The following is a 26,624-nucleotide window of genomic DNA, read 5'->3' on the forward strand; positions in this document are numbered from 1 at the left end:
CGGTCAGAAAGGTGTTCCCATGCGTGCTGTCGCGCTACCCCTGCTCCTTCCGGCCCTGATCGCGGCCGGCGGCTCGCTGCCGCTGACCGCCCCGGCCGACACCACGCCACCGACCGCCCCGGCCCGGCTGCGTGCCGTGTCGCTCACCTGCGAGTCGGTCGGCCTGCGCTGGTCGGCGGCCACCGACGACGTCGGCGTCACCGCCTACGACATCTACCACGACGGTCAGCTCGTGACGTCCGTGCCGGGGTCCACCAGGTCGGCGACCCTGCCGGTGGTCGGCGGCGCGACCTGGGGATGGTATGTGAACGCGCGGGACCGGGCCGGGAACGTCTCGCAGGCCGGTCCCACGGTGTCCGTCACCCCGCCCTACTGCGAGGTGGACGATCAGGCGCCGACCGTTCCCGCCGGGTTGACCGGCACCGCGACCGGCACTTCGGTCGTCCTGTCCTGGACGGCGGCGTCCGACAACGTGGCGGTGGTCGCGTACGTCGTGTATCGCGACGGGACCCCGGCCGGCACCGTCACCGGCTCGGCCGCGAATCCGCCCGCGACCTCGTTCACCGACAGCGGGCTGCGCCCGGGCACCGGGTACCGGTACTCCGTGCTGGCTCGCGACGCCCAGGGCAACGTCTCCGCCCGGAGCGCCGAGGTGACCGTTGCCACCGGCGCGGGCTGCACCAGCCCGGTGTGTGGCAGCACCCAGGTGACGACCGAGCAGGACCTGCCCTGGGGTCTGGTCCAGACGCCTGACGGCACGGTGCTCTACGGCCGCCGGGACGTCTTCGACATCATCGCGATGAACCCCGACGGCAGCGGCAAGCAGAGCATCGGGACCGTGCCCGGGGTTCAGGGCACCAACGGTGAGGGCGGCGTGCTGGGGCTGGCGGTGGGGCCGGACTTCACCACCGACCGGTGGCTGTACATCTACCACACGAGCCCGACCGACAACCGGATCGTGCGGATCCGTTACGACGGCACCTTGCGTACCGACACGCTCCAGGTGCTGCTCACCGGCATTCCGCGCAACAAGTACCACAACGGCGGGCGGCTGCGGTTCGGCCCGGACGGCATGCTCTACGCCGCGGCCGGTGACGGTCAGGACCCGGACCAGGCCCAGGACCTCGCCTCCCTCGGCGGCAAGGTGCTCCGGCTGCGGCCGGACGGCGGGGTGCCGGCCGACAACCCCTTCGCCGGCAGCTACGTGTGGAGCTACGGGCACCGCAACCCGCAGGGGCTGGCCTTCGACTCGCGCGGCCGGCTGTGGGAGCAGGAGTTCGGCAACAACGTGATGGACGAGACGAACCTCGTGGTGAAGGGCGGCAACTACGGCTGGCCGGCCTGCGAGGGCACCACCGGCGACTGCGCCGGAGCCGGCCTGATCGCGCCGGTCCGCACGTACCCGGTCGCGGCGGCGTCCTGCAGCGGCATCGCGATCGTCCGTGATGTCCTCTACATCGCCTGTCTGCGAGGGACCCGCCTCTACCGGGCGGTGATCAGCGGCGACACGCTCACCGACGTCCAGCAGTACTTCGTCGGCACCTATGGCCGGCTGCGGACGGTCGAACCGTCGATCGACGGCAACCTGTGGCTGACCACCAGCACCGGCGGCGACAAGGACAGCGTGCCCCGCAACAGCAACGAGCGGATCTTCGAGGTGACCGTGGGGCGGTGACCCGGGCTGACGTCGGCCTGGTGATTCCGGCTTTTCCGGACAGTTCGAGAAAACGTTTTCCCAGTTTAGTTTTCATCATTCTTGAAAAACTTACCTCCGCAAAGTGTAATGACGACTGGTGCGTGGCTGTGACCTGAGGAGATGCTACGCATTCGGGAGGCGTGACGAAGGATCGCCGGTGTTCCGGAAACACGTGGTCCTTGTTTCCTTGAGCCCACAGAAGCCGCTGTCGTAACATGCCAGAAGCGGTTGTTAACGGTAACGTGACAATCGACTTCGTCCGATCGGCCGGCCCGGACCGTGCGTACACGGTCGGCAGGCCCGCATCCGGCATCCCCGTCCTCCCCGATGCGTTGGAGTCCCCATGTCCCCCTTGCCCATGAACCGCCGTCACCTGTTGCAGGCCGCCGGCATCACCGCGCTGGCCTCCGCCGCCGGCGGCACCGGTGCCTTCCTGGCCGAGCCGGCGAGCGCCGCCGAGATCCCGCCCACCCGGCCGGACCTCGGGGTGTCGGCGTACCCGTTCGAGCTCGGCCAGGTGCGCCTGACCGCGGGCCGCTTCCAGGACAACGAGAACCGCACCCTGAACTACCTGCGGTTCGTCGACGTCGACCGCCTGCTGTACGTGTTCCGCGCCAACCACAAGCTGTCCACGAACGGCGCCGCGTCCAACGGCGGGTGGGACGCGCCGAACTTCCCGTTCCGCAGCCACATGCAGGGTCACTTCCTGACCGCCTGGGCGCAGGCGTACGCGGTGCGCGGCGACACCACGTGCCGGGACAAGGCCAACTACATGGTCGCCGAGCTGGCCAAGTGTCAGGCCAACAACGGCGCCGCCGGGTTCAACACCGGTTACCTGTCCGGCTTCCCCGAGTCCGACGTCAGCGCGGTCGAGGCCGGCACGCCCGTCGCCGTGTCGTACTACTGCATCCACAAGACCCTGGCCGGGCTGCTCGACGTCTGGCGGTACCTCGGCAACACGCAGGCCCGCGACGTCCTGCTGAGGTTCGCCGGCTGGGTCGACTGGCGCACCGGCCGGCTCAGCTACAGCCAGATGCAGACGGTCCTGAACACCGAGTTCGGCGGCATGAACGCGGTGCTGACCGACCTCTACCAGCAGACCGGTGACACCCGCTGGCTCACCGTCGCGAAACGGTTCGACCACGCCGCGATCTTCGACCCGCTCGCCGCGAACCAGGACCAGCTCAACGGCAAGCACGCGAACACCAACCTCCCGAAGTGGGTCGGCGCCGCCCGGGAGTACAAGGCCACCGGCACGACCCGGTACCGCGACATCGCGAGCAACGTCTGGACCATGGTCACCTCCGCCCACTCGTACGTCATCGGCGGGAACAGCCAGGCCGAGCACTTCAAGGCGCCGAACGCGATCGCCGGCTACCTCACCAACGACACGTGCGAGCACTGCAACACGTACAACATGTTGAAGCTGACCCGCGAGTTGTGGCTGCTCGACCCGAACCGGGCCGACTACTTCGACTACTACGAGCGGGCCCTGCTCAACCACCTGATCGGCGCGCAGAACCCGGCCGACAGCCACGGCCACATCACCTACTTCACCCCGCTCAAACCGGGCGGGCGCCGGGGCGTCGGGCCGGCGTGGGGCGGCGGCACCTGGTCCACCGACTACAACAGTTTCTGGTGCTGCCAGGGCACCGGCATCGAGACCAACACCAAGCTGGCGGACTCGATCTACTTCTACAACGGCACCACGCTGACGGTGAACCTGTACGTGCCGTCGGTGCTCACCTGGACCCAGCGCGGGATCACGGTCACCCAGTCCACGACGTACCCGGTCAGCGACACCACCACGCTGACGCTGAGCGGCACGACGAGCGGCACGTGGGATCTGCGGCTGCGCATCCCGTCCTGGACCACCGGCCCGGTGATCAGCGTCAACGGCACCGTGCAGAACGTCACGGCGACCCCGGGCAGCTACGCCACCGTCACCCGGTCCTGGGCGTCCGGCGACACCGTCACGGTCCGGCTGCCGATGCGCGTGATCATGAAGGCGGCCAACGACAATGCCAACCTGCAGGCCATCACGTACGGGCCCGCGGTGCTCTGCGGCAACTACGGCAACACCACGCTGTCCGCGACGCCGTCACTGACCACCTCGTCGATCACCCGGACCAGCACCAGCAGCCTGGCCTTCACGGCGACCGCGAACGGCGCCACCGTGAACCTCGGACCGTTCCACGACGCCCAGGGCTTCAACTACAACGTCTACTGGAACACCGGTGGCGGCGGCGCCGCGGGCACCTACAAGCTGGTCAACGTCGGCACCGGGCTGGTCCTCGGCGTGCAAAACATGTCCACCGCCGACGGTGGCCTGGCCGTGGTCTGGGGGGACACCGGCACGGCCGATCACAACTGGGTCCGGATCGCCGACGGCAGCGCCGTCCGGTTCCGCAACGCCAACAGCGGCAAGGTCCTCGGCGTCGAGAACATGTCGACCGCCGACAACGGCCGCGTCCTGCAGTGGGGCGACACCGGCACCGCCGACCACCGCTGGACCCTCGTCGCCAACAGTGACGGCTCCTACCGCATCCGCAACGTCAACAGCGGCAAGGTCCTGGCCATCCTCAACGGCTCCAGCACCTGGGGCGCCCAGGCCGTCCAGTACGCCGACAACGGCAGCACCACGAACAACTGGCGGCTGGTCCAGATCGGCTGAGCCCTCCACCGCCACCGCCCGGCCCCGGACCCGCCCGCACACGGCGGGCCCGGGGCCGGTCGTGTGCGGGCGAGTCGCCGAATCCGGCTCTGCCCCACTGCTTCACATCAATTCGACGACTCGCCGGGGGCGGTCCGCATAACACTTTCGCCTGACCGGGAACCCGAATTGAAAACTTGTCCCGGTACGCATTCCCATCGTTCCCGAAAAGCGTCTCCGATCAGGCGAAACGATGCCGATAGCGGTATCTGAAACAGCTCTGCCGAAACTTATCGATGTCGGGACTGTTACATCCAGGAGAAATCAGTGATGATACGTCACATCAATCGAAGGACGTCGAGGCGTTAACCATTAGACGCCCCCGTCCGCCCCCGATGACAACCTCAGCCGGAGGAACCCGTCTCGTCATCGGCACCGTGGCAGAAGGAGATACGTGATGGTGCGGAAAAGACTCGTCGCTGCGGCCGCCGCGATCGCGGCAGCCGTGGTCCTCGCCGCCGCCGGCGCGATGCCGGGCGGCGCCATCGCCGGGACGACGGACGCGACCGCCGCGGCCGCCACCGCAGGCTGCGGCAGAGCCCCCACGCTGGGCAGTGGGAACCACACGATCACCAGCGGCGGCCAGAACCGCAGCTACATCCTGCGGATCCCGGCGGGGTACGACAACAACCGCCCGTACCGGCTGGTCTTCGGGTTCCACTGGAACGGCGGCACCGCTGGCGACGTCGACTCCGGTGGCACCGACGGCTACAACTGGTCGTACTACGGGCTGCGCCGGCTCGCCGACGCCGCCGGCAACGGGACGATCTTCGTGGCGCCCCAGGGCATCGGCAACGGCTGGGCCAACTCCGGTGGCCGGGACGTCACCTTCGTCGACGACCTGCTCCGCCAGGTCGAGACCGACCTGTGCGTCGACACCGCGCAGGTCTTCTCCTCGGGCTTCAGCTACGGCGGCGCCATGAGCTACGCGCTGGCCTGCGCCCGGCCTACTGTCTTCCGTGCCGTCGCGGTCTACGCCGGTGGCAGCCTCAGCGGGTGCGGCGGTGGCACCCAGCCGGTGGCCTACATCGGGCTGCACGGCATCCGGGACAACGTGCTCCCCATCTCCAGCGGCCGGGCCCTGCGCGACACCTTCGTCCGCAACAACGGCTGCACCCCGCAGAACCCGCCGGAACCGGCCAACGGCAGCCTCACCCACATCGTCACCGCCTACTCCGGGTGCCGGGCCGGATATCCGGTGGTCTGGGCGGCCTTCGACGGCGCCGGCCACGACCCCGGTCCTCGCGACGGCTGCACCTGCAACGGCTGGCAGACCTGGACCTCCGGGGTCGTCTGGAACTTCTTCAGCCAGTTCGGCAGCACCACCCCGCCGAGCTCGCCGCCGCCCGGGAACGCCCAGCAGCTCGTGGGCGAGCAGTCCGGACGGTGCGCCGACGTGCCCAACTCGTCGACCGCCAACGGCACCCAGGTCCAGCTCTGGGACTGCTCCGGCGCCACCGGCCAGCGCTGGACCCTGACCTCCGGGCGACAGCTGCAGGTGTACGGCACCAAGTGTCTCGACGCGAGCGGCCAGGGCACCGCCAACGGCACCGCGGTCGTCATCTGGGACTGCAACGGCCAGGCCAACCAGCAGTGGAACGTCACCGCGAACGGCACCGTCACCGGTCAGCAGTCCGGGTTGTGCCTGGACGCCAACGGCGCCGCCACGGCCAACGGCACCCGGCTCATCCTGTGGGCCTGCAACGGCGGCGCCAACCAGCGGTGGAGCCTGCGCGGCTGAGCACCGCCCATCCCCGCATCCCCCAGGTTGAGGAGAGGCACATGTCGATTCCCCCGATGTCCCCATGGCGAAGGCGCCTGACGGCGGTGACCGCTGCGGCGGGGCTGGCCGCGCTCGGCACCCTGGTCGCGGCATCACCGGCCCTGGCCGCGCCCACCACCCTCTACGCCTCGCCCGCCGGCACCGGCACGAGCTGCTCCAGCGCCCAGCCGTGCTCCCTGGCCGGCGCGCAGGCCGCGGTGCGAGCGTTGAACGACGCGATGTCCGACGACATCGTGGTGCAGCTGGCTGACGGCACGTACCGGCTGCCGGCGCCGTTGCGGCTGACCGCCGAGGACTCCGGCTCCAACGGCCACACCGTGGTGTGGCGGGCCGCGCCGTCGGCGCACCCCGCGATCAGCGGCGCCCGGGCGGTCACCGGCTGGACCGTGGCCGACACCGGCCGCAACATCTGGCGGGCCGACGTCGGAGCAGGCACGGACACCCGGCAGCTCTACGTGAACGGCGCCGTCGCGACCCGGGCGCGTACCGCGGTGAACCGGTCCGACTTCACCGCCGCCACCAGTGGCCTGAGGTTCAGCAACGGCGCGCTCGCCTACCTGAACAACCTGGCCGACCAGAGCCGGATCCAGCTGGAGAGCATCGGCTCGTTCACCGACCGGTACGTGTCGGTGCAGGGCATCAGCGGCAACTTCATCACCATGCAGCAGCCGGGGTGGAACAACAACACCTTCGGCTACGACACCTTCACCAGCCCGCACCGGGCCGGCCCGCTGTACCTCACCAACGCGTACGAGTTCCTGGACTCACCCGGCGAGTGGTATCTCAACCGGGGGACCGGCGCGCTCTACTACATCCCGCTCGCCGGTCAGAGCATGAACAGTGCCGGCGTGGAACTGCCGGCCCTGCAGTCGCTGGTGGACGTCGGCGGCACCTACGACGCGCCCGCGCACGACGTCACGTTCGACGGGATCACCTTCACCGGCACCAGCTGGCTGGGCCCCAGCAGCAACCAGGGGTACGCGGACCAGCAGACCGGGGCGTACATCACCGGGAACTGGAACTGGCCGGCGCTGACCGCCTGCCAGGAAGGCTGTCCGCAGTTCGAGGCCGCCCGCCCGCACTGGAACCAGATGCCCGCCGCGGTCCAGGTCTCGGCGGCCCACCACATCACGTTCAGCGGCTCGCAGTTCGTCAACCTCGGGCAGTTGGCCATCGGCATCGGCAACGACGCGAACGCCCACGCCAGTGGGGTCGGGCTGGGCGCCGCCAACATCACCGTCACCGGATCGGAGATCGCGCGCAGCACGGCCGGTGGCATCGTCGTCGGCGGTGTAAGGGCCGACGCCCACCACCCCGGCGACTCCCGGATGGTCAACCGGGACATCACCATCAGCAACAACCGGATCCACGACCTCGGGCTGGAGCACCGGGGCAACGTGTCGGTCCTGACCACCTACGTCACCAACGCCACGATGTCGCACAACGAGGTCTACAACATGCCGTACTCCGGGATGTCGGTCGGCTTCGGATGGGGTGCGAACGAGCCCGGCGGCAGCACCCAGTACACCAACCGCGGCCTGTACAACTACCAGCCGCGTTACACCACCGCCACCACCGCCGCGAACAACCGGGTGATCGGCAACTACATCCACGACGTGATGCAGCAGACGACCGACGGCGGCTGCATCTACACCCTGTCGTGGAACCCGGGCGCGGTGATCAACGGGAACTACTGCCTGCGGACGAACGGCTGGTTCGGGCTCTACTTCGACGAGGGCTCCAAGTACTACACCGCCACCGGCAACGTGTTCTCCTCGATCGGCACCTGGGCCACCGCCAACTACTGGGGCGGCGAGAACATGGGCAACTTCACCGTCACCGGCAACTGGGCGAGCAGCAGCGCCACCAACGTGACCAACGGCGACCGCGGCAACGTCGTGAACAACAACGTCACCGTCACCAACGGGAACTGGCCGTCCGGCGCCCAGGCCGTGATGTCGTCGGCCGGGCCGCAGAGCGGCGGCACCCCGCAGGGCAGGCAGATCGTCGGCGCGCAGTCCGGCCGGTGTGTGGACGTCTCCGGCGCCGCCACCGCCAACGGCACCGTGACGCAGTTGTGGGACTGCACCGGCGCCGCCAACCAGAGCTGGACCTACACCTCCGGCAAGCAACTGACCACGTACGGCGGCACGAAGTGTCTGGACGCCTCCGGCCAGGGCACCGCCAACGGCACCGCCGCCGTCGTCTGGGACTGCAACGGCCAGGCGAACCAGCAGTGGAACGTCAACACCAACGGCACGATCACCGGCGTCCAGTCCGGACTCTGCCTGGACGTCACCGGTGCGAGCACCGCCAACGGCAGCAAGCTCAACCTCTGGTCCTGCCACGGCGGCACGAACCAGCAGTGGACCCTGCGGTGAGCACGCGCCGCTGACAGCCGCGGAGGTCCCGCGGGCCGGGGAGCCGGGTGCGAGCCGGCTCCCCGGCCCGGCGTCAGCACCACACGGCGACCGGATGACGGCGGCACCGTGACAGATCGCCGTACGACCAGAAGGAGGAGACATGACGCAGGATCAGCGTGAGCAGCGAAGGGTGCTGAGCCGGCGAACAGTGCTGACGACGGTGGGGGCCGTGCCGGTCCTCGCGGTCGCGGCGTCGGTGGTGGGTGCCACCGAAGCGTCCGCCGCGGCGGCGAACGTCAACCCGTCGGCGCCGCGGCAGACGGTCAAGGGTTTCGGAGCCATGTCGCACGCGGCCTGGATCGGTGACCTGACGGCCGCCCAGCGGGACACGGCGTTCGGCAACGGCGACGGCAGGCTCGGGCTGTCCCTCCTGCGGATCCCGGTGGGCGAGAACCAGTCGGACTGGAGTCGTGACCTGGCCACGGCGCAGCGCGCGGTCGCGCTCGGGGCGACGGTGTTCGCGTCACCGTGGAATCCGCCGGCCGCCATGATCGAGACGTTCACCCGCAACGGCCAGGCCGGACAGCGGCGTCTCAAGGCAGGGTCCTACGCCGCGTACGCCAAGCACCTGAACGACTTCACCACCCATCTGCGGAACAACGGCGTGAGCCTGTACGCCGTCTCGGTGCAGAACGAGCCCGACTACGCGACGGAATGGACGTGGTGGACTCCCGCCGAGATCACCAGGTTCCTGCGGGAGAACGCCGGTTCGATCAGCACCAGGGTCATCGCGCCCGAGTCGTTCCAGTACGTCAAGTCGATGTCGGACCCGATCCTCAACGACTCCGCCGCGCTCGCGAACGTGGACATCATCGGGGCGCACCTGTACGGCACGTCGTACGCGAACTTCCCCTATCCGTTGTTCAAGCAGAAAGGCGCCGGCAAAGAGCTCTGGATGACCGAGGTCTACTACCCGAACAGCACCGCGAACTCCGGGGATGCCTGGCCGGAGGCGCTCGACGTGGCCGAGCACATCCACCACGCCATGGTCGACGCCGAGTTCCAGGCGTACGTCTGGTGGTATCTGCGGCGCAGCTACGGCCCGATGCGCGAGGACGGGCAGATCAGCAAGCGCGGCGCGATGATGGCGCACTTCGCCAGGTTCGTCCGGCCCGGATACGTCCGGATCGACGCGACGGCGAATCCGGCGTCGAACGTCTACGTGTCGGCGTACCGGGACGGCGACACCGTGGTCGTCGTGGCCGTCAACAAGAACAGCTCGGCGGTGGGTCAGCAGTTCACGCTGGCGGGCACCACCGCGTCCGGCAGCGTCGCGAACTGGCTGACCGACAGCAGCCGCAATGTCGCGCCCCAGGGTGCGCTCACGATGGCGAACGGCTCCTTCACCGTCACGCTCCCCGCCCGCAGCGCCATGACCTTCGTGACCACCATCGGCGGCGGCACCTCGTCGCCCGGCCCGTCGAACAGCGCGTCGCCCGTGCCCAGTGGCGGACCGGGGCCCCGGGTCACCTACACGGTGAGCCCCTGGAGCTCCGGCCTCACGGCTGCGATCAGCATCACCAACACCGGGACCGCGACGATCGACGGCTGGACGCTCGACTTCACCCTGCCCCCGGGCCAGTCGATCACCTCGGGCTGGAACGCCACGTTCTCGCCGTCGAGCGGCCGGGTGAGCGCGCGCAACGTCAGCTACAACGGCACCCTCGCACCCGGGGCCACCGTCGACCTCGGCTTCCAAGCCACCCACACCGGCAACACCAGCGAGCCGGCGGCCTTCACCCTCAACGGCATCCCCTGCACCGTGGCCTGACCGGGGCGCGTGACACCTCGCGCGGCTCGGCCGGCGAGCGGCGCGGTGGTGCGCTACCGGGCGCGGGACAACTCGCGGGGTTTGGCGACCGGCGAGCGGCGCGGTGCGGCGCTGCTCCCGGCCGCGGGTGCCGCGCCCCGCCGGCCCGGCCGGAGCCCTGGGTAAGGTACAGCCATGATGGCTGCGCCGGACGCGTTCGCTCTGCCTCCCCGCCGTCGCGCCGAGCGGCTGAGCGTCGCGGTGGTGAGCGAGCTGGTCGAGCTCATCGTCACCGGCCAGCTGGCGGAGAACCAGTTGTTGCCACCGGAAGGCCCGCTCAGCGACTACTTCGGTGTCAGCCGCACGGTCATCCGCGAGTCGGTCAAGCTGCTCGAGGAGAAGGGCCTGGTGATCGTCACGCAGGGTCGTGGCACGCAGGTGGCCCGCTCCGGATCATGGAACATGCTGGACCCGCTCGTCCTGTCGGCGCTCATCGACAACGACGAGTCGCTGGGCATCCTCGACGAGCTCACCACCGTGCGGGCGAGCCTGGAGTCCGCCATGGCGGGTGCCATGGCGGCCCGCCGCACCGACGAGGAGCTGACCCGGGTCGAGCACGCGTTGCAGTTCATGCGGGACAGTCAGCACGAGAGTGACGCGTTCCGGCAGGCGGACGTGGTCTTCCACCTGACCGTGATGGAGCTCTCCCGCAACCACCTGGCGGAGAACATCGCCAAGCGGCTGTACCTGCGGGCGCTGGAGAGCAGCCGCTTCCACGGCCTGGGATACGAGAACGCGTTCCAGTCGACCCTCGACGAGCACGCCCTGGTCGTGGACGCGATCGCCCGGCAGGACGTCGCCGCCGCAGAGCAGGCGATGAGCCATCACATCGTCAGCTCCTGGCAGCGCCGCCGTTTCGAGCCCCCGCGCGACTAGTGCCGGTGCCGGTCCAGCAGCTGATCTTCCTGCCGTCCTCAACAGGGAAGGCCGGTTCGGTCATACCTGGACCCGATAGAAATCCGCTCCGGTACGCGACAGCACCGCCTCACGCTCGGCCTCGCTGAGCCCGTCGATCAGGTCCTCCACGGCGGCTCGCCAGGCCAGCGCTCCGGCGCCCAGCTCGGCGACCGGCCAGTCGGACCCGTACATGAGCCGGCCGGGGCCGAATGCCTCCATGGCCACGTCGACCGCGCGCCGCACGGTGGCGGCGGTGGCCGGTCGTGGCCCGCCCATGCCGGCGAGCCCGGAGAGCTTGGCCCACACGTTGGGCAGCCGGGCCAGGTCCCGCAGGCTCTGTGCCCAGCCGTCGAAGTCGTCCGCGTCGGCTGTGCCGCCCAGGTGGTCCAGGACGAGCCGCAGGCCCGGATGCGCCTTCGCGGTGGTCAGGGCCGACGGCAGCTGCCACCATCGCACGACCAGGTCGAAACCGACGTCGTGTGGGGCCAGCCGGGCGAGGCCGGCCTGCACCGCGGGCCGGGCGAGCCACCGCGGGTCCGGGTCGAGATGGATCAGATGCCGTAGGCCGACGAGTCTGCGCCGTGCCGCCGGGTCGAGCTGGTCGAGCTGCGCGATCGGGTCGGCCGAGAGGTCGAGCCAGCCGACCACGCCGGCGATGCGCGGGCTGCGGTGCGCGAGCAGGCGCCGGGTCTCGGCGGCGCTGTTGCTCGACTGCACGACCACGGCGGCCGCCATGCCGGTCGCGTCCAGCATCGACGCGAGATGTCCGGGCTCGAAGTCCCGGTCGAGCACCGCCATCGTCTCCGGATCGATCCAGGGCTGCGGGTCGGTGGACCGGTTCCAGAGATGCACGTGGGTGTCGAGGAGGGATCCCGCGGCGGGCGCCGGATCGGTGGCGGCGCTCACGGCTCCGCCCGCCGGGCCGCCGCCAGGGTGCCGTTGAGATGCGGGTCGGGGACCAGGCGCAGCCCGGCGCGTGCCGGGCGGACATGCGGCCCGGTCACCGCCGCGGCCGGGCCGGCGGGCCGCAGGTGGCTGATCCGTTCCTCGTCGACCCGGATGCCGATGCCCGGTTCGTCGCCCAGGACGATCCCGCCGTCCTGGTATTCCTGATCGACGTGGAGCCCGATCGCCGGGGTGAGTCCCTGCACCTCGGAGACCAGGTGGTTCGGCACCGCCGCGGCGGCGTGCGCCAGCGGGTTCGCGTGGTAGGCCACCGGGCTCACCGGCAGGTCACGGCTGTGCGCCACGGCGGCCACCCGGAGGAAATGGGTTATCCCCCAGACGTTGCCCACCTGCACGATGTCGACCGCGTCGGCGTCGAGCAGCGGCCGGTACTGTTCGAGGCCGGTGAGGTTCTCCCCGGTCGCGACGGCGGCGCGGATCCCGCGCCGCACCGAGGCCAGGCCGGCGGCGTCCCAGCGGCGCACCGGCTCCTCGACCCAGGCCAGGTCGATCCGGCGTTCCAGCGCCGTGACGAACCGGACCGCCTGCGACCGGTGCCACGACTCGTTGGCGTCGAACATCAGCGCGGGCTCGGCCGAGTTGCGGCCGAGAACCTCGCGCACGGCGGTGAGCCGGCGCAGGTCGTGCTCGACGTCGTGGCCGCCCTTGAGCTTGGCGGAGCTGAAACCGCGGTCCGCGAACTCCTCGTAGAGCCGGACGAGCGCGTCGTCGTCGAGGGCGATGTCGAGGCCGGAGGCGTAGCCGGGAACGAATCGGTCGAGCGCGCCGAGGGTTCGCCAGAGCGGTTCACCGGCCGCCTTGGACTTGAGATCCCAGAGCGCCATGTCGATCGCTCCGATGGCGCCGAACGTCGCGCCCGAGTGGCCGCTCTTGAAGACGTGGCCGAGCATGCGGTCGTAGAGCACCGCCACCCCGCGCGGGTCCTGGCCCTCGACCGCCCCGAAGACGCGCTCGATCTCCCCGTGCGCGCCGACGCCGACGCCCTCCAGGCCGCTGTCGGTCTCCAGGACGAGGACGTGGACGTCGGTGCGCTGGTCCGGCATCACCCCGTTGGCGTCGCCGATGTGCCGTCCCCAGTCGTGTTCGGTCCGCAGGCTGCGGTAACCGGTGACCTTCACCTTTTCTCCTACTCTGCCCGTTCGCGATTCTCTGCCGGTTCGCGGTTCACTCCTTGGTTCCGCCCGCCGTCATGCCGGCGATCAGGAACCGTTGTGCGAAGAGGAAGACGATCAGGACCGGCAGCACCGAGATGACGGTCGCCAGCGCGAGCGTCGGGAGCTGGATCGACTGGGTCCCGGCGGAGCTGGGGTTGAACGCCGGGGTCGAGGCCAGCAGGGAGGTCAGGCCGACCTGGATGGGGTAGCCGTCGCTGGACGGCAGCATGACGAAGGGCAGGAAGAAGTTGTTCCAGCTCTGCACGAAGCTGAAGAAGGCGACCAGGGCGACGATCGGCGCGGCCAGCGGTAGGGCGACCTTGGCGAAGACCTGGAATTCCCCGCAGCCGTCGACCCGGGCGGCCGCGAGCAGGTCGCGGGGAATGCTCGTCGAGAAGTAGATGTAGGTGAGGTACACCCCGAACGGGAAGAACGACATCGGCAGGATCACCGACAGCGGGCTGCCGATCAGCCCGATCGTGTTCAGCTCCAGGAAGATCGGCAGCACCAGGGCCGTGTTCGGGATCAGCATGACCACCAGCGTCAGGATCAGCAGCAGGCGCCGGAACCGGAACCGCGTCAGGGCCATGGCGTAACCGGCCGGGATGCTCGCGATCAGGGTGATGACGAGCGCGCCTGTCGCGTACAGCGCCGAATTGCCGATCCAGGTGGTGACCTCCCCGTCGCCGAAGCCGAAGAGCTGATCCCAGTTGTCCGCGAACGCGCCGGCACTGCCCGGGGCGAAGGGGTGGCCGACGATCAGCTCGCGGGCGTTCTTCGTCGAGGCCAGCAGCAGCCAGAGGATCGGGATGAGGAAGAACAGCACGAAGACGGTGGTGGCGACGCCGGCGATCGCCCGCCCGCTCCACCCGCTGACCGCCGCCCGCCGGGAGCCGGCGACCCTGACCTGTCCTGTCGTCATGGCTCAGTCCGTCTCGAAGAGTCCGCCGCGCAGCACGAAGAACGCCGACAGCGCGAGGGCGACGACGAGCAGCAGCAGCGAGATGGCCGCGGCTCCGTTGAAGTCGTTCTGCTGGAACGCGTACTGGTAGGCGAGCTGGTTGAGTGAGTAGTCGTTGGGCACGACGGCGTTGCTCGCCTGCGACAGCAGCTGTGGCTCGACGAACAGTTGGGTGCCGGCCGCCAGGGACATGATTCCCATGTACGAGATCCACTTGCGCAGCAGTGGCAGCTGGATCCGCCAGGCGATCTGCAGGGTGCCGGCGCCGTCGATGCGGGCCGCCTCGATGACGTCCGGGCTGATGTTGTTGAGCGCGCCGTACATGATCACGATCCAGCCGCCGGCGCCGGCCCAGAAGGCGATGATGGCGAAGATCGGCGGGAGGTGCGCGGGCATGATCACCTGGACGAAGCTCGCCAGGCCGAGGCTGCGGAGCAGGCCGCCGACCGGGCTGGCGGTCGGGTCGAGCACGAAGAGCCAGAGCAGGACGCTCGACGCGCCCGCCAGCGCGCCCGGCAGATAGAAGATCAACCGCAGCGTGCCGCTGAGCCAGCGCCACCGGATCGTGTGCACGATCAGCGCCAGCAGTGTCACCAGCAGGACCAGCGAGACGAGCCAGAGCAGCAGGTAGAACGCGACGTGCCCGACGGCGGGCAGGAAGCGGAAGTCGCCGGCCACCCTGGTGAAGTTGGCGAGTCCGGCGAAGCCGCCCTCGCCGGTGGTGAACGCGAGGTAGACGGCGTAGAGCATGGGCAGGATCCCGAAGGCCACGGTCAGCAGGACGTAGAGCGCGATGAAGGCGTAACTCGTCGCGCTCCGGACGTCGCCGGGGCGCCGGACGGCCGGCGGGCGGTGGGGGGTCACCGTACGCCGGGCGTCCTCGTCCACTGTCGTCACTTGACGGTGTAGCCGTCGACCTGGGCCTGGTTCTTGATCGCGGTCTGCCATTCCGGCAGCAGATCGACCAGGCTCTTGCCGCCGGCGATTCCCGGGGTCATCGTCTTGGCCCAGATCGCCTCCTGGCTGAAGAGCCCGGAACCCCATCCGTCCCAGATCTGGGTGCCGGCCTTGACGATCGCCTGCAGATCGGTGGCGTAGTAGGCGCTGGACTCCTGCTTCTGGACCCACTTGGCGGCGGCGGTCGCGTAGGCGGGATAACCGGGTGCCAGATTCACCTGGTAGTCGTCGGCGGTCGTGACGAACTCCGCGAACTTCTCGGCGGCCTTGAGGTTCTTGGAGTGGCTGCTGATGAACCAGGTTCCGCCGCCGACGTTGCCGGTCACCGCGGGCTCGCCCTGCCACGCCGGCGGGGCGGCGACGCCCAGTTGTCCCTTCGGGACGTTCAGGGACTGGGGGTTGTTGAAGATGGCTCCGGCGTACCAGGCCGGTCCGGGCATGGCGAGAACCTTGCCCGAGTACTTCTTCACGAACTCAGGGGTGAAGACGCTGATGGTGGGTGTGGTGCCGTTCTTGATCAGCGTGTCCAGCATCGACGCGGCCCGCGTGCACTGCGGGCTCGTGGTGTCGACGGTGACGGACTTCGGCCCGGTGATGTTGTTGGCCTGGCACTTGCTGCCCCAGAAGAACACCTCCGGGGTCCAGGCGTCCCCGACGGTGCCGATGATGTAGCCGGGGTGCTCGCGGGCCACCTTCTCGCCGAGCGCCTGGTAGTCCTGCCAGGTGGCGGGCACCGGGTAGCCGAACTGGTCGAGCAGTTCCTTGTTGTACCAGAGCACCGCCTGGGCCAGGTCGTTGCGCAGGCAGTAGACCTTGCCGTCGACGGTGCACGGGTTCAGCGACCCGGGGGTGAAGCCGTCGAGCGTCGCCTTCGGGACCAGACCGCCGTCGAGCACCGCCGCGAAGGCCGGCTTGCCGTTGCTCTTCTGGCTCGCCCACGCCGCGTCGTTGTTCTGGGTCGAGAACACCACGTCCGGCCAGCCGCTGCCGGCGCGATCGAACAGCTGCATCTTGGTACGGAACGAGTTGGAGCCGTTGGCCGATCCGTCGTAGGTGACGGCCTTGACCGGCACGCCGGGGTTGGCCTTCTTGAACGCGTCGACCGCGCCTGAGCGGTCGGCGTCGACCCACACCGTGATCTCTGCCTTGTCGTCCTGGGTGGCCTGGGTGAAGCCGTAGGTGTCCGCCGCGGAGCCGCCGTCGTTCCCGCCGCAGCCGGCGAGTGCGAGGGCGACGGTGATGGCGCCTGCGACGCCCATCATCCACATAGGTCGACGGGTGTGTCGGGCTCGTGCGATTCCAGCCATGTCTATGTCCTTGTCAGTCCGCCCCATTGACGCGCTTCTCATCGGCCCGAAATATAAGAGCATACGTATGATGTTTGCAAGGGTCACTGATTCCCCAGAGAGCACTGAACCCCGAGAGAGCGAGGACGCCCGATGAAGGGTGCGGCATATGTCGGCCAGGGACGGCTCGAGACGGTGACGGTGGACGTCGCGCCGCCCGGTCCCGGCGAGCTCCAGATCGCCGTCGCCTACTGCGGCCTGTGCGGGACCGACCTGCACATCGCGCACGGTGACATGGACGCCCGGGTGCGGACTCCACTGGTCTTCGGCCACGAGACGTCCGGCACGGTGGCCGCGGTCGGCGCCGGGGTCGAGGGCTGGGCGGTGGGTGATCCGCTGACGGTGATGCCGCTGTCCTGGGACGGCACCTGCGCCGCCTGCCTCGCCGGCCACCAGCACATCTGCCAGAATCTCGTCTTCGTCGGCATCGACTCGCCCGGCGGCCTCCAGCAGCGGTGGAACGTGCCGGCGTCGCTGGCCGTCGCGCTGCCGCCCGGCCTCGATCTGCGCACCGCCGCGCTCGTCGAGCCCGTCGCGGTCGCCGTGCACGACGTCCGGCGTTCCGAGCTGCAGGTCGGCGACCACGCCGTCGTGCTCGGCGGTGGTCCCATCGGCGTGCTGATCGCCGGTGTCGCCCGCGATGCCGGCGCCCACGTCCTGATGGCCGAGACCGACGCGGCCCGCCGGAGCCGGATCGCCGAGCTGGGCTTCCCGGTCGTCGACCCGTCCGCCATCGACGTGCCGGCCGAGGTCGAACGCTGGACCGGGGGCGTCGGCGCCGACGTGGTGTTCGAGGTGTCGGGCGCGGCCGCCGCGGCGCGCTCCACCACCGCACTGGCCCGGGTCCGCGGCACGATCGTCATCGTCGCCATCCACGCCGCGGCCCGCGAGATCGACCTGCAGCGGGTGTTCTGGCGGGAGCTGCGCCTGCTCGGCGCCCGGGTGTATCAACGGTCCGACTTCGATCGCGCGGTGGACCTGCTGCGACAGGGCCGGATCCCGGTGGACGCCCTCGTCTCGCACGTGGTCGCCCTGGAGGAGACCGCGGCCGCGATGGACGAGCTCGCGGCCGGTCGTGCCATGAAGGTTCTCGTGGATGTCGCCGGGCAGGTGCGGGCATGAGCGGGTTGTTCGATCTCACCGGCCGCCTGGCGGTGGTCACCGGCGCCCGGCGGGGCATCGGCCGGGCGATGGCCGAGGCGCTCGCCGCCGCGGGAGCCGACATCATCGGCGTCAGCACGTCGGCGCGGGCCGGCGACGAGGTGGGGGAGTCGGTCCGCGCGCTGGGCCGCTCCTTCGAGGCGCGCGCGGTGGACTTCGCCGACCGCGACGCCGCGCTGGCACTGGCCGGTGAGCTCGCCGGGCGCGCGCCCGACATCCTCGTCAACAACGCCGGAACCATCGAGCGCGCCCCGGCCGCGGAACACCCGCTGCAGTGGTGGGACCGGGTGCTCGAGGTCGACCTGTCGAGTCAGTTCGTGCTCACCCAGGCGGTCGCCCGGCCGATGCTGGCGCGCGGCAGCGGGAAGATCGTGTTCACCGCGAGCATGCTCAGCTTCCAGGGCGGGATCAACGTGCCCGGTTACACCGCCGCCAAGTCCGGCATCGCCGGACTGACCCGCGCGCTGGCCAACGAATGGGCCCTGCACGGCGTCAACGTCAACGCCATCGCGCCGGGCTACATCGCCACGGACAACACCGCTGCCCTGCGCGCCGACCCGGACCGGTCGCGGTCGATCCTGGACCGGATCCCGGCCGGCCGGTGGGGACGGTCCGACGACCTCGCGGGGGCCACCGTCTTCCTCTGCTCGTCCGCCGCCGACTACGTGTCCGGGGCGATCATCCCGGTGGACGGCGGCTGGCTGGGGCGCTGACCTGCCCGGCCGACGCGGCGGGCGCCGACCGGCGCCCGCCGCGATCGTGGCCGTCCCGCGGGTCAGCTTCGCGTCCACTGCTGGTTGGCCCCGCCGTTGCAGGTCCAGACGATGACCGCGGTGCCGTTGGCGGTTCCGGCGCTGCTGGCGTCGAGGCAGAGACCGGACTGCGCGTTGGTGACGGTGCCGTCCGGGTTGACGTTCCACTGCTGAGCGGTGGCGCCGGTGCAGGCCGCGATCACCGTCCTGCTGCCCGGGGACGAGCCGGAGGTGCCCGGGTCCAGGCACTTGGTGCCGTACACCTGGAGCTGTTTGCCGGTGGTGAGGGTCCATTGCTGGTTGGCGCCGCCGTTGCAGTCCCACAACGCCAGTTGTGTGCCGTTGGTCTGGGCGTTGGACGGGACGTCCAGGCATCGGCCGGCGTTGGCGTTGCGCAGCGCCAGTGACGTGCCACCGCCGGTGCCACCGGTGATCCGCAGGTTGTCGAACTGGGCGGTCTGGCCCTGGCTGGTGCCGAGGCCCGCGAGGCCCGCGCCGAAGGCCGAGTCGCTCGCCGTGCCGACCACGGTGCCGTCGACGGTGGCGGTCAGGGTGCCGCCGGAGAAGCCGAGGGCGAGGGTGTGCCAGCGGCCGGTGCCCAGCGCGGTGGTGGTGCCGCTGCGCAGCGTGGTCGTCTGGGCGGAGGTGTTGGTGCGCAGGATCGACCAGGCGCCGCTGTCGCTGACCCGCAGGTGGTAGGCGTTCAGCGCGCCCGGGTTCATCAGCTCCTGCCCGCCGACGCGGCCCAGCAGCTCGACGTACCCGGAGCGTTCCAGCATGACGTCGGACTGCACGGTGTAGTTGTTCCAGGTCGTGCTGCCCAGTTCGGCGTACGGGTCGCTCAGCGTCTTCCAGGTGATCGGCGCCTGGGTGCTGGCCTGCCGGACGCACTTCCCGGCGCGACCGCCACCGCAGGCGGCCACCTCGAAGGCGCCCTGCATGTCCATCAGGTACCTGGCCTCGCGCCCGGCAAGGTAGCTCTCGTAGTCGTCGGTGTAGGGCAGCCCGAGGGAGCCCTGGGCCGGGCTGGTGGCGGTGCCCTTGCCCTGTCCGGTCGTGGTGGTGACGGTGTACTGGTATCCGGGCTGCACGGTCAGCGAGTACCGGCCGCCGGACGGGGTGATGTCGGCCTGGCGGGCCAGGAAGTCGGCCGGGTTGCTGGAGTTGAGGTTGGTCGCCCACACGTGCACGGGCCCGGTGGTGGGCAGCCCGCCGGTGACGCCGAGATCGAGCGTCTGCGCGCCGGACGCGTCCATCGTCTCGACGATCATGCTGTAGGCGGCGTTGTCCGGCGACTTCATCGTGACGTAGCTGCCGTTGTTGCGGTTCCCGCCGAGGTAACCGGAGGAGGCGTCCAGGTACTTCCAGCCGGGAGCGGTGAACTGGGTGGTGTGCGCGATCGCCCAGACGTCCTTGCCGACCGCGTAGTAGCCCGACCACGGCTGGTTCGCCAGCACCAGGCCCACCGTGGACCAGAGGTTGTTCGGAGTGGTGGAGGCCACCAGGTCCCAGTTCATGTAGCCGGTCATCTTGGCGTCGAGGTACGCCCGGTTGATGCCCCGGGCGAGCGGTTTCGCGCCGCCGTTGTAGTCCTGGGAGCCGTTCTCACTGGACCACAGGGCCTTGCCGGAGTTGATGGCGGTGGCCGAGGAGTTGCAGGTCTTCTGGTCCGAGAGGTATCCGCACGAGTAGTGCACGCCGATCGCGTCGACGGCGTCGCGCAGAGCCGGGTTGCCGGCGAACTGGTCGGCCGGAGAGTAGGTCCAGTCCTCGGCGACCTCGATCCCGACGCTGCCGTAGCCGTTGGCGTCGAGCGCGTTGCGGACGGCGATCGTCGTGGCGGCGTTCCACTGCCGCTCGTTCTGCGCCGGCACCAGGTAGTCGATGGTCAGGTTGTGCTGCCTGGCGCAGCCGAGCCAGGACAGCAGATAGCCGGTCAGGTCGCTGGAGAGGAAGGTGCCGTTGCCGATCCAGCCGGGCGCGCCCCACGGCAGGCCCATCAGCTTGATGGCGGGATTACGGCGCTTGGCCTCCTCCATGATCCACCACTCGTAGCCGCGGTTGCAGTCGAGATCACCGCGGAAGTGCGCGTGGCTGGGCTCGGCGCCGCTGGTGGAGTTGGTGTCGCCGCCTATCTCGACCTTGAGGACCTGCAGCGCGGCGCCGTATCCGGGCGTGAAGAGATAGTCGAGGACCTGGCCGCGCTGGGGCTCGGGGTAGTCGATCAGCAGGCGGCTGTTGCCCCCTCCGCCGCTGACCGCGCCCACCCCGTCGAACGTCCGGCCACCGGACGACCCGTTGATCGTGATCGAGGTGGCGGCCAGAGCCGGGGTCACCGCGGTCAGCTGCACACCGGCGGCGAGCAGCGCGCCGGTCGCCATCATGCCGGCCATCCGGCGCCAGGCCGGCCGGCCCGGGGTGCGGCGTGGTGCCGTGTCAGACCTCATGAAAGCGTTCCTTCCGTGCCGTCGATCAGCAATGCCGGCCCCGAGGTAAGGAGAATGGAAACTGTTCCGGGTACGCGCCGAGGTCCGATTCCGCCGTGCGGTGACGGCCTGCGCGATGCGGGAAAGCCGCAGGTTGAATCGCTGGCATTCAGCGCGCTTAATGAAGCTGAAACATAAGTTATACGTGTGATGTATGTCAAGCGGTGTGCGTCAATGCCATCTACCGTATGGGAAATGGAAATGGGAGGCGGGAAACCGTTATCCGGGTCTCTTCGGAAAAGTCGCCGACCGGCCTCGCTGTCCCGGCTCCGAGCTACCCGTGGTCGTGCCGACCGGCCCCGCCTCGCCGGTGGCGCGCGGAGTCCCGTGCGAGACTCGGAGGGTGAACCGATCTATCCGTCAGGACGTCGATTGCGCAGGCGCCTAGTGTGGCCGCTGCCTCGCCGGGCAGCTCGCGAGCACCGGCCTGCGGTCCACCCCGAGACGGTGGGAGTTCCCTTCCCGGCGCTGCTGGAGGACGACCTCGACGACCTCTACGACAACGCGCCGTGCGGTTTCGTCTCCACCCTGCTGGACGGCACGATCGCCAAGATCAACGCCACCCTGCTCGCCTGGCTGGTTGAGGACAGCGCCGACCTGGTCGGCCGGCGGCGCTTCGGCGAGCTGCTCACGCCCGGCAGCCGCCTCTACCACGAGGCCCACTGTGCGCCGCTGCTGCGATTGCGCAACGAGGTCAAAGGCGTCGCCGTGGAGATGCGTGCCAGTGACGGAACGGTGTTCCCGGCGCTGATCACCTCCGTCGTCAAGACCGGCCGCGACGGCTCACCCCTGTTGATCCGCACGACCGTCTTCGACGCACGGGAGCGCCGGGCGTACGAGAACGAGCTGCTCGAGGCCCGCCGGACCGCGGATCGGGAACGTGACCGGCTCCGCCTGCTCGTCGGCGGACTCCAGCGCAGTCTGCTGCCCGCGTCCCTGGCCGTTCCGCCCGGGATGACCACGGCGTCGCTCTACCACATGGCTTCCGCCGACGAGGTCGGCGGAGACTTCTACGACCTCTTCCCGCTCCCGGGAGACCGGTGGGGATTCTTCCTCGGTGACGTCCGCGGGAAGGGGGTGGCCGCCGCGGCGGTGACCGCGGCCGCCCGGTACACCCTGCGGGCCGCGGCCGTCTACGACAGCGAGCCCGTCGCCGTCCTGCGCAACCTCAACGCCGTCGTCTACCAGGACTATGCCCGGCCGGAGCACCGGCACTGCACCGTCATCTTCGGCATCCTCGAACGGCGGGGCAGCGGTTACACCGCCACCATCGCCTCGGGAGGCCACCCGCCGGTGCTGGTGGTCCGCGCCGACGGGTCCGCCGCCTACCACCCCACCGACGGCGGCACCCTCATCGGCATCCTGCCCGCTCCGCGCCTGGTGAGCCGCACGATCATGCTGGAGCCGGGCGACACCATGATCCTCTACAGCGACGGGCTGACCGAGGCGCGGACGCGGACCGGCGGGCGTTACGGCGACCAGGCGCTGCTGGACTTCGTGCGCGACCGCGGCCGGACCAGCGCCGCGGCGGCCGTCGACGCCCTCGCCGGCCTGCTCACCACGTTCGCTGAGGTCGACGACGACGTGGCGGTGATCGCGCTGACCATCGGGGAGGGGACGCCGTCGGTGGCCGGCCCGCCGTGACTCCGGCCAGCCGGGTTCCGGGGTCGCGGCGCACGCAGTGACCACGGTGCCCGCCCGTGCGGCCCGCGGTGCCGCGCCGAGATCATGCCGGTGCTGCTGCACTTCCGCGCGAGATCATGATGACCGGAGGGGGCGGACGTTGACCGCGTGGACGTCCCTGGTGCCATGAGCGAGGTCGAACTCGACACGCTGGTTGTTCTCGATGCCGCGGGCGCCGGGCCCCGTGACGGCGGAGAAGTGGACGAAGACGTCCGAGCCACCGTCATCGCGGGTGATCCATCCGAACCCCCGGTCGGCGCTGAACCATTTCATGGTTCCGGAAGCCATGATCACTCCTGGCATTCGTAGAGACTGCACCGGGCATTCTCGCGTGCTGCCGATGGTGAAGGCGGCATCCAGAATCAAGTGAAAATGAGTGGCACCAGAACGACGCTAGCACGGGCGGACCATTTGTCAGGTGCCAGATATGGTGAACCGGACGATGCGAAATCTGCTCAGGTTCGGTCGTGTCCGGCGCGAGTAGTGTGAGGGGTGAGCAAGCCGCCAGGCGGGGCGACCCGGTCGATGACGCGCCGCCCGTTCGAGGCGGCGCCACGGCGAACACGGCGGGTCGGCGCGGGCACGAGGCGTAAGGCTTCGGTGCCGCGCGATCCCTGAGTGACCTGGCGGCTCAGTGCCGGCTCATTGAGCATCAGGCGTGCCCGTGGCCAGCGAGATCCGGATCCCCGTGGCCGTCTCCTCTATCGCGAATCCCTCACCGCGTCCGTCGGCGGGCAGCATCGCGGCATACAGATCCGCGTTGGAAATGTCCACCGTTCCACCCTCGCGGGCCACCAGAACACTCAGGACCGCACGCAGATTGACGTCGCTGAGATAGCGCATGAGGCGACTCGTTCCTGTGGAGGGCGACGGCCTGAGGGAATGGGATGAGGCAATCGAGGAGCCGGGGCAATCGAGGAGCCGAGGGGATCGTGGTTTCCGCAGCACCTCGAAACCTCCTCAGCCTACTCCCGGGCCGCCCTCGCCGGGTGTGTCGCTGCCCCGGTGGGGGACCGGCGCCGACAAGGACGCCGATCTCCCCGGGCCGGCGACCGGCGGCGTGGTTCCGGGGCGCAGCCGGATTTCTGTGCTACGGTTCCCTCGTTGCAGTTTTGATTTCCGTAGACGTTTTCGGCGCCTGATGGGTTATCTGAGCCCTTCCAGGCGCTTTTTCGTTTTCCGTGTCGGTTCGACGCGGGTGATCAACTCGGCGGCGGGAGAATCCGCACAGTGTGGATTCCGGCAGCTTGCGAGGACAAAGACATGGTTACAGGCACCGTGAAGTGGTTCAACGGCGACAAGGGCTTCGGCTTCATCAGTCAGGATGGTGGCGGCCCCGACGTGTTCGCCCACTTCTCGGCGATCTCGGCGAGCGGTTTCCGCAGCCTTGACGAGAACCAGCGGGTGGAGTTCGACATCACCCAGGGTCAAAAGGGTCCGCAGGCGGAGAACATCCGCGTGATCTGATCCACACACCACCAACGGCGGCTCGACTGGTTCAGCGAGCCGCCGTTGGCGTTCCATCAATAGCAATTGTTCACACCATGTTTGTTTCAAGGAAGGGCTGTATGACGACGATCAGCACGGCATCGCACGCATCTGTTTCCCGCCCGCTCTCCGGCCTCTCGCGTTTCCGGTCCCCGGTCGCGACCGCCGGAGGCGTGACCCCGTTCCTGGCTCCCGCCGGCGCTGACGACCTGTCGCCGGTGCTACCCACCTCCGACCGCGGTGAGCAGGCGATGCATCGCCTCCGCCACCCCTTCACGTCGCGGTAGTCGCGCCCGGCGGTTCCGGCGTCGTCAGGCGTCGAGGTATTTCAGCACGGCCATGACCCGCCGGTTGTCGTCGTCGGACGGCGGCATCCCGAGCTTGGCGAAGATGCTGTTGATGTGCTTGCTGACCACTTTCTCCGTGATGAACAGCCGGGCCGCGATCGCCGCGTTCGAACGGCCCTCGGCGATGTGCCGCAGCACCTCCTGCTCACGGGCGGTCAGCCCGGCCAGGGGCTCGCGGCGGGCCAGCATCTGGGCGACCACCTCCGGGTCGAAGGCGGTGCCACCGGCCGCGACCTGTTGCACGGTGGCCACGAACTGCTCGACGTCGGAGACGCGTTCCTTGAGCAGGTAACCCACCCCACCGGCCTGGTCGGTGAGCAGCTCCCGCGCGTACAGCGGCTCGACGTGCTGCGAGAGCACCAGCACCGGAAGGCCCGGAATCCGCTCGCGGGCCGCGATCGCCGCCTTCAGCCCCTCGTCGGTCTGGGTGGGCGGCAGCCGCACGTCCACGACCGCCACGTCCGGCCGGTGGCGCAGCAGCGCGGGCAGCAGCGCCGGCCCGTTGTCGATGGCGTCGACCACCTCGAAGTCGAAGGCCTCCAGGAGACGGGTGAGCCCGTCCCGCAGCAAGGTCAGGTCTTCGGCGATGACAACGCGCACGGCAACTCCATGGTGACGACGGTGGGACCGCCGGGCGGGGACGAGACCGCCATCGTGCCATCGAACGCGCCCAGCCGTCGCTCGATGCTGTGCAGACCGGTGCCGCGCCCGGCGTCGGCGCCGCCATTGCCGTCGTCGCCGACCTCCACCGCGAGCACCCCTTCCACGTGCGACAGCGAGACCCATGCGGACTTGGCGCCGCTGTGCCGGCTCATGTTGGCCAGCGCCTCGGCCACCGCGAAGTAGACCGCCGACTCGAGCGGCGCGTCGAGACGCCCCGGCAGATGGGAGCGGACGGCCGTGGGCACCGGCAGGTGCATCGCCAGCGCCTGGACCGCGCCCTCCAGCCCGCGCTCGGCAAGCACCGGAGGGTGTATGCCGCGGACCAGGTGACGCAGGTCGACCAGGGCGCTGGTGCTGGCCGCCCGGGCCTCGGCGAGCAGTTTCAGTGCGGCGGTGGGGTCGCGGCGCACGAGCCGTTCGGCCAGCCCGATCGTCATGCCGACCGCGACCATCCGGGCCTGCGCGCCGTCGTGCAGGTCACGTTCGATGCGGCGCAGCTCGGCCGCCTGCGCGTCGATCGCGTCGGCCCGGGTCACGGTCAGGTGCGCCACCCGCAGCCGCAGCTCGGCCGAGCGGGTCGGGGCGAGGAACAGCCGCGCGAAGCTGACGTGCACCCTCCGGATCAGCGGTGCCAGGATCAGGGCGAGAAGCAGCAGCGCCAGACCCTGGGGGAGGGCCAGCCATGCTTCGGCGCGATTCGCCGTCGGCCAGAACACGCCGTACCCGAACCAGAGCCCGCCCAGATGCAGCCACAACGGCACCAGCAGGACCCCCACCAGCCCGTACGCCGTGATCGCCACGACGATGAGGCCGAGCGCCGCCGCGACGAGCGCGCCGGGCAGCAGCCAGGCCGCGTCGCGCCAGGTCGCCGGGTCGGTGATGATCCACCGCAGCCATCGGCCGGTGCCCACCTCGGCGTCGGCCGGCGCGGGAAGATACGGGCGGCGGATGGGCAGGCCGGCCCGGGTGCTCAGGCGCCGCTCCAGGTCGGCACGCCAGCGCACCACGGTGGTGGCCACCGCGAGCAACTCGGCGCCGAGCACCGGAACGGGGCTGAGCACCAGCCCGGCCAGCCAGAGCATCAGCACCGGCGCGTTGAGCAGAGCGAGGCTGATCGCGAACAGCGCGTCCACGATCGCGCTCACACCGGTGCGCAACCGGCCCCGCAGCGTCATGCCCCCATCATCGCGCGGCGGCGCGACCACCCCGCCCGGTGGGGTGACTGCCTTCTCCGGGCGGAACCGGTAGAGGCCGTCACCTCGGGGTATCTCCGGCTGGGTGACGCCCGACCCGATCGACGTGACCGCACCGCTGGCGCCCGGCGCGCCGCGCCGCATC

Annotated in this window: 20 protein-coding genes; 10 read left to right on the forward strand and 10 right to left on the reverse strand. The window is 69.9% G+C overall.

Annotation, left to right across the window (positions count from 1 at the left end):
* Positions 1–19: 19 nt before the first annotated feature.
* The 6 genes from Acy02nite_RS39510 to Acy02nite_RS39535 all read left to right on the forward strand — a co-directional run bounded on the left by Acy02nite_RS39510 (position 20) and on the right by Acy02nite_RS39535 (position 11,301).
* On the forward strand, positions 20–1,675 hold the full coding sequence (locus Acy02nite_RS39510; RefSeq protein WP_203753422.1) for a PQQ-dependent sugar dehydrogenase: 1,656 nt from the start codon (positions 20–22) through the stop codon (positions 1,673–1,675).
* 364 nt (positions 1,676–2,039) lie between these two features.
* Positions 2,040–4,370, forward strand: coding sequence for a beta-L-arabinofuranosidase domain-containing protein (locus Acy02nite_RS39515; RefSeq protein ID WP_203753425.1), 2,331 nt, complete (start codon positions 2,040–2,042; stop codon positions 4,368–4,370).
* 436 nt (positions 4,371–4,806) lie between these two features.
* Positions 4,807–6,150, forward strand: coding sequence for an RICIN domain-containing protein (locus Acy02nite_RS39520; protein WP_203753428.1), 1,344 nt, complete (start codon positions 4,807–4,809; stop codon positions 6,148–6,150).
* A gap of 41 nt (positions 6,151–6,191) precedes the next feature.
* Complete coding sequence (locus tag Acy02nite_RS39525) at positions 6,192–8,573, forward strand: ricin-type beta-trefoil lectin domain protein (protein WP_203753431.1); 2,382 nt, start codon at positions 6,192–6,194, stop codon at positions 8,571–8,573.
* A 142-nt stretch (positions 8,574–8,715) separates the two neighbouring features.
* Positions 8,716–10,386: a glucuronoarabinoxylan endo-1,4-beta-xylanase XynC gene (gene xynC, locus Acy02nite_RS39530; RefSeq protein WP_203753434.1), complete on the forward strand. Its 1,671-nt coding sequence runs from the start codon at positions 8,716–8,718 to the stop codon at positions 10,384–10,386.
* 174 nt (positions 10,387–10,560) lie between these two features.
* The gene (locus Acy02nite_RS39535) at positions 10,561–11,301 is read left to right on the forward strand and encodes a FadR/GntR family transcriptional regulator (protein ID WP_203753436.1); all 741 of its coding nucleotides are present in this window, start codon (positions 10,561–10,563) and stop codon (positions 11,299–11,301) included.
* Between the two features lie 60 nt (positions 11,302–11,361).
* Here Acy02nite_RS39535 and Acy02nite_RS39540 read toward each other — a convergent pair whose 3' ends face one another.
* The 5 genes from Acy02nite_RS39540 to Acy02nite_RS39560 are packed head-to-tail and all read right to left on the reverse strand — an operon-like array spanning position 11,362 to position 16,622.
* Positions 11,362–12,228, reverse strand: a complete 867-nt coding sequence (locus Acy02nite_RS39540) for an amidohydrolase family protein (protein ID WP_203753438.1) — start codon at positions 12,226–12,228, stop codon at positions 11,362–11,364.
* Entirely contained in the window at positions 12,225–13,406 is a 1,182-nt protein-coding gene (locus Acy02nite_RS39545) for a mandelate racemase/muconate lactonizing enzyme family protein (protein WP_203753440.1), read from the reverse strand. Before Acy02nite_RS39545 ends, Acy02nite_RS39540 begins: the two co-directional genes overlap by 4 nt.
* A gap of 46 nt (positions 13,407–13,452) precedes the next feature.
* A complete protein-coding gene (locus Acy02nite_RS39550; protein WP_203753442.1) occupies positions 13,453–14,364 on the reverse strand; it encodes a carbohydrate ABC transporter permease in 912 nt (303 codons plus the stop codon).
* Between the two features lie 3 nt (positions 14,365–14,367).
* A complete protein-coding gene (locus tag Acy02nite_RS39555) occupies positions 14,368–15,300 on the reverse strand; it encodes a carbohydrate ABC transporter permease (RefSeq protein ID WP_239175640.1) in 933 nt (310 codons plus the stop codon).
* Entirely contained in the window at positions 15,297–16,622 is a 1,326-nt protein-coding gene (locus Acy02nite_RS39560; RefSeq protein WP_239175641.1) for an ABC transporter substrate-binding protein, read from the reverse strand. The genes Acy02nite_RS39555 and Acy02nite_RS39560 overlap by 4 nt, the downstream gene beginning before the upstream one ends.
* A 177-nt stretch (positions 16,623–16,799) precedes the next feature.
* Between Acy02nite_RS39560 and Acy02nite_RS39565 the strand changes: the two genes are divergently transcribed.
* Positions 16,800–17,828 (forward strand): zinc-dependent alcohol dehydrogenase, encoded by a 1,029-nt coding sequence (locus Acy02nite_RS39565; RefSeq protein WP_239175642.1) that lies wholly within the window; start codon positions 16,800–16,802, stop codon positions 17,826–17,828.
* Positions 17,825–18,580: an SDR family oxidoreductase gene (locus Acy02nite_RS39570; protein WP_203753446.1), complete on the forward strand. Its 756-nt coding sequence runs from the start codon at positions 17,825–17,827 to the stop codon at positions 18,578–18,580. The genes Acy02nite_RS39565 and Acy02nite_RS39570 overlap by 4 nt, the downstream gene beginning before the upstream one ends.
* A 62-nt stretch (positions 18,581–18,642) precedes the next feature.
* Here Acy02nite_RS39570 and Acy02nite_RS39575 read toward each other — a convergent pair whose 3' ends face one another.
* On the reverse strand, positions 18,643–21,066 hold the full coding sequence (locus Acy02nite_RS39575) for a ricin-type beta-trefoil lectin domain protein (protein ID WP_425548213.1): 2,424 nt from the start codon (positions 21,064–21,066) through the stop codon (positions 18,643–18,645).
* Between the two features lie 486 nt (positions 21,067–21,552).
* Here Acy02nite_RS39575 and Acy02nite_RS39580 point away from each other — a divergent pair, with 486 nt between their 5' ends.
* Positions 21,553–22,749, forward strand: coding sequence for a PP2C family protein-serine/threonine phosphatase (locus Acy02nite_RS39580; RefSeq protein WP_239175643.1), 1,197 nt, complete (start codon positions 21,553–21,555; stop codon positions 22,747–22,749).
* A 114-nt stretch (positions 22,750–22,863) separates the two neighbouring features.
* Here Acy02nite_RS39580 and Acy02nite_RS39585 read toward each other — a convergent pair whose 3' ends face one another.
* Positions 22,864–23,076, reverse strand: coding sequence for a cold-shock protein (locus Acy02nite_RS39585; protein ID WP_203753449.1), 213 nt, complete (start codon positions 23,074–23,076; stop codon positions 22,864–22,866).
* A gap of 354 nt (positions 23,077–23,430) precedes the next feature.
* Entirely contained in the window at positions 23,431–23,631 is a 201-nt protein-coding gene (locus Acy02nite_RS39590) for a hypothetical protein (protein ID WP_203753453.1), read from the reverse strand.
* 420 nt (positions 23,632–24,051) lie between these two features.
* On the opposite strand from Acy02nite_RS39590, the gene Acy02nite_RS39595 reads away from it, so the two are divergent.
* On the forward strand, positions 24,052–24,255 hold the full coding sequence (locus Acy02nite_RS39595; RefSeq protein WP_106318046.1) for a cold-shock protein: 204 nt from the start codon (positions 24,052–24,054) through the stop codon (positions 24,253–24,255).
* A 332-nt stretch (positions 24,256–24,587) separates the two neighbouring features.
* Here Acy02nite_RS39595 and Acy02nite_RS39600 read toward each other — a convergent pair whose 3' ends face one another.
* Positions 24,588–25,223: a LuxR C-terminal-related transcriptional regulator gene (locus tag Acy02nite_RS39600; protein ID WP_203753456.1), complete on the reverse strand. Its 636-nt coding sequence runs from the start codon at positions 25,221–25,223 to the stop codon at positions 24,588–24,590.
* Positions 25,196–26,623 carry a sensor histidine kinase gene (locus Acy02nite_RS39605; RefSeq protein WP_307872309.1) on the reverse strand — a complete coding sequence of 476 codons (1,428 nt, stop codon included), beginning with the start codon at positions 26,621–26,623 and terminating at the stop codon, positions 25,196–25,198. Before Acy02nite_RS39605 ends, Acy02nite_RS39600 begins: the two co-directional genes overlap by 28 nt.
* Position 26,624 lies beyond the last annotated feature (1 nt).

Origin of the sequence: Actinoplanes cyaneus (genome assembly GCF_016862095.1) — a bacterium.
Classification (GTDB): domain Bacteria; phylum Actinomycetota; class Actinomycetes; order Mycobacteriales; family Micromonosporaceae; genus Actinoplanes; species Actinoplanes cyaneus.

Coding starts and splice junctions, on each gene's coding strand:
- Acy02nite_RS39560 (WP_239175641.1), bottom strand. CDS start 16,622: ATGATGGGCGTCGCAGGCGCCATCACCGTCGCCCTCGCACTCGCCGGC.
- Acy02nite_RS39575 (WP_425548213.1), bottom strand. CDS start 21,066: ATGAGGTCTGACACGGCACCACGCCGCACCCCGGGCCGGCCGGCCTGG.
- Acy02nite_RS39535 (WP_203753436.1), top strand. CDS start 10,561: ATGATGGCTGCGCCGGACGCGTTCGCTCTGCCTCCCCGCCGTCGCGCC.
- Acy02nite_RS39550 (WP_203753442.1), bottom strand. CDS start 14,364: ATGACGACAGGACAGGTCAGGGTCGCCGGCTCCCGGCGGGCGGCGGTC.
- Acy02nite_RS39595 (WP_106318046.1), top strand. CDS start 24,052: ATGGTTACAGGCACCGTGAAGTGGTTCAACGGCGACAAGGGCTTCGGC.
- Acy02nite_RS39605 (WP_307872309.1), bottom strand. CDS start 26,623: ATGCGGCGCGGCGCGCCGGGCGCCAGCGGTGCGGTCACGTCGATCGGG.
- Acy02nite_RS39515 (WP_203753425.1), top strand. CDS start 2,040: ATGTCCCCCTTGCCCATGAACCGCCGTCACCTGTTGCAGGCCGCCGGC.
- Acy02nite_RS39585 (WP_203753449.1), bottom strand. CDS start 23,076: ATGGCTTCCGGAACCATGAAATGGTTCAGCGCCGACCGGGGGTTCGGA.
- Acy02nite_RS39525 (WP_203753431.1), top strand. CDS start 6,192: ATGTCGATTCCCCCGATGTCCCCATGGCGAAGGCGCCTGACGGCGGTG.
- Acy02nite_RS39565 (WP_239175642.1), top strand. CDS start 16,800: ATGAAGGGTGCGGCATATGTCGGCCAGGGACGGCTCGAGACGGTGACG.
- Acy02nite_RS39570 (WP_203753446.1), top strand. CDS start 17,825: ATGAGCGGGTTGTTCGATCTCACCGGCCGCCTGGCGGTGGTCACCGGC.
- xynC (WP_203753434.1), top strand. CDS start 8,716: ATGACGCAGGATCAGCGTGAGCAGCGAAGGGTGCTGAGCCGGCGAACA.
- Acy02nite_RS39590 (WP_203753453.1), bottom strand. CDS start 23,631: ATGCGCTATCTCAGCGACGTCAATCTGCGTGCGGTCCTGAGTGTTCTG.
- Acy02nite_RS39520 (WP_203753428.1), top strand. CDS start 4,807: ATGGTGCGGAAAAGACTCGTCGCTGCGGCCGCCGCGATCGCGGCAGCC.
- Acy02nite_RS39510 (WP_203753422.1), top strand. CDS start 20: ATGCGTGCTGTCGCGCTACCCCTGCTCCTTCCGGCCCTGATCGCGGCC.